This is a genomic window from Planktothrix sp. FACHB-1355 (assembly GCF_014748295.1).
GTDB lineage: Bacteria > Cyanobacteriota > Cyanobacteriia > Cyanobacteriales > Aerosakkonemataceae > Aerosakkonema > Aerosakkonema funiforme_A.
This window is the reverse complement of the sequence record NZ_JACJUP010001079.1, coordinates 1-2,361: the sequence shown is the minus strand read 5'-3', so window position 1 is coordinate 2,361 and position 2,361 is coordinate 1. Positions and strand designations below refer to the sequence as shown.

At 42.8% G+C, this 2,361-nt stretch carries 2 protein-coding genes; both read right to left on the bottom strand.

Annotated elements, in window-relative coordinates:
• Positions 1 to 593 precede the first annotated feature (593 nt).
• Positions 594 to 911, bottom strand: a complete 318-nt coding sequence (locus H6S82_RS29215; protein WP_190463980.1) for an antitoxin family protein — start codon at positions 909 to 911, stop codon at positions 594 to 596.
• Positions 912 to 1,096: 185 nt separating this feature from the next.
• Positions 1,097 to 2,361 (bottom strand): 2-isopropylmalate synthase (locus tag H6S82_RS29210; protein WP_191057175.1); only part of this gene is annotated, 1,265 nt, incomplete at its 5' end.

Here is a 2,361-nt window from a genome sequence, read left to right as displayed (position 1 = left end):
CTTTTTTATCGTAAATTAGTTTAAATTTTGACTACAATTCAATAAACAATATGAAGATTGTTAAAGAGAGATCGCACTCTCAAGGACAGGATCGTAACCGCGTAGAGGATATTGAATGAGATCGGGATTATTTTTGCGGCAAACATACGATCGTTACAATCAGGAAAAGTAAATGAAAAGTATTTTAATTTATAATAAAACTAAGACTGTAGGGTTTTTAATCTAAATCAGGCGATCGAACATGATAAATGTATCTTTTAATTTAGCAAGTTTATGTGGATTAGTATATTTCGTAGGGAGTTTTATTTATATAGTATCGGCATTAATTTTGATATTTAGACGTGCCAGAAATGTCAGCGATTCATCTTTGATTAGATATGTCATTCAAGCAATAGTTTCAACGATTTTTTTCTTAATAATTGGCACGATCCTACTTTTTTCTGGCTGGCGCTTCGATCCAATTATGCAACTCGGACAATTTTTACAAACTGCGTTAGTTATTTACATTATCATTAAAGATATGTTGATGACGCTCAACAGAAGTAGATAAATATATCTTTTCACTAACGCGCTGGTATCCAAGAAATAAGCGTTTACCACGGGCCACGATCCTCAATAATGGTTTCTGATAGAGGTTTACCTGGGATTGGCCCCATTTTTTGCATCCGTTCGCGCCGCGCCTCTTCGCGCCGCGCTAATTCAGCGCGATCGATTTGACCCTGTTTCGGTGGCAGACTCATCACTTTTTGGTCAACTAATGACTGAAATGGCTTTTCTACCTCATTTTGTGACTCTCCTGGCGATACTTCCAGCACCACTTGCAGTCGCACAGTTTGACCCTCATTTAAAGATACGGGATTTACGGGACGCAAAACACCATTTTCGTAAACAGCAACAATAATTTCAGACATAATTTGGGCGATCGAATGCTTAAATCTATTTTAATTTGCCATAAGCGATCGCCTCCGGCACGCTATCGCGATCGCACTTTTTTCTTCCCCCAAAACAGAAAAAACACGAAAGGAAATTTATCCCTTCGTGCCTTTATACTTTTTCTCTTTCAACGCCTTCTAGCGTTTTGTCCACCTATTCACACTTACACAGTAGTACCCGCAGCAGCAGGATTTTCGCCACCTTCAGACTGCACTTGCTTATTCTGCAACGCCGCATACAAACGATTCAGCGCATTTATATAAGCTTGCGCGGAAGCGACGATAATATCCGTGTTAGCAGCATGACCGGAGAAAATGCGCTCACCATGTTTGAGGCGAATTGTTACTTCTCCAATTGCATCAATTCCCGCCGTCACCGACTGCACAGAAAATTCAATTAGCTGATTCGGCACATTTACCACGCGGTTAATTGCCTTATAAACAGCATCCACCGGCCCAGTTCCAATCGCCGCATCAGTCAACTCCTCTCCTTCTGGCGTTCTGAGAGTTACCGTTGCCGTCGGACGAGCGTTGCTACCGCAAGAAACCTGCACCAATTCTACACGGAAAAGGTCGGGAGCTTGTTGGATTTCGTCATTAACGATCGCTTCCAAATCCCAATCGGTAATTTCTTTCTTCTTATCCGCTACCTCTTTGAACTTCAGAAACGCCTTATTCAAATCCGTATCCGAAAGTTCAAATCCCAACTCTTTCAAACGTGCGCCGAAAGCATGGCGACCGGAATGTTTGCCGAGTACAATTTGATTGGTGGTCAAACCAATCAATTCAGCATCCATAATTTCATAGGTAAGCTTATTTTTCAGCACCCCATCTTGATGGATACCGGATTCGTGAGCGAAAGCATTTGCGCCTACAATTGCTTTATTCGGTTGCACCAACATTCCCGTCAAGTTGGAAACCAAACGAGAAGTTTTGTAAATCTGCCGCGTGTCAATATTAGTTAGCGGTGCTTCCGATTCCACCGGACGTCCCAAGAAAGGATTGTAATATTGACGGCGGACGTGCAATGCCATCACCAATTCTTCCAAAGACGCATTGCCAGCGCGTTCGCCAATGCCGTTAATGGTGCATTCTAACTGGCGTGCGCCATTTTTCACTGCTTCCAAGAAGTTCGCAACAGCCAATCCCAAATCGTTATGACCGTGAACGGAAATAATTGCTTTATCGATGTTGGGAACATTTTCCTTAATACCGCGAATCAAATCTCCGAATTCGCTGGGAGTCATGTAACCTACGGTATCGGGAATATTGATAGTTGTAGCGCCAGCTGCGATCGCTCGTTCTAAAACCTGATACAAATACTGTGGGTCGGAACGAGCCGCATCCATCGGCGAGAATTCTACATCATCCATGAAAGACTTAGCGTAGGAGACCATTTCTTCGGCAATGGCCAACACTTCTGCCCTTG

Excerpts from the sequence above, each read along its gene's own strand:
- H6S82_RS29215 (WP_190463980.1), bottom strand. The coding sequence starts at position 911 with ATGTCTGAAATTATTGTTGCTGTTTACGAAAATGGTGTTTTGCGTCCC.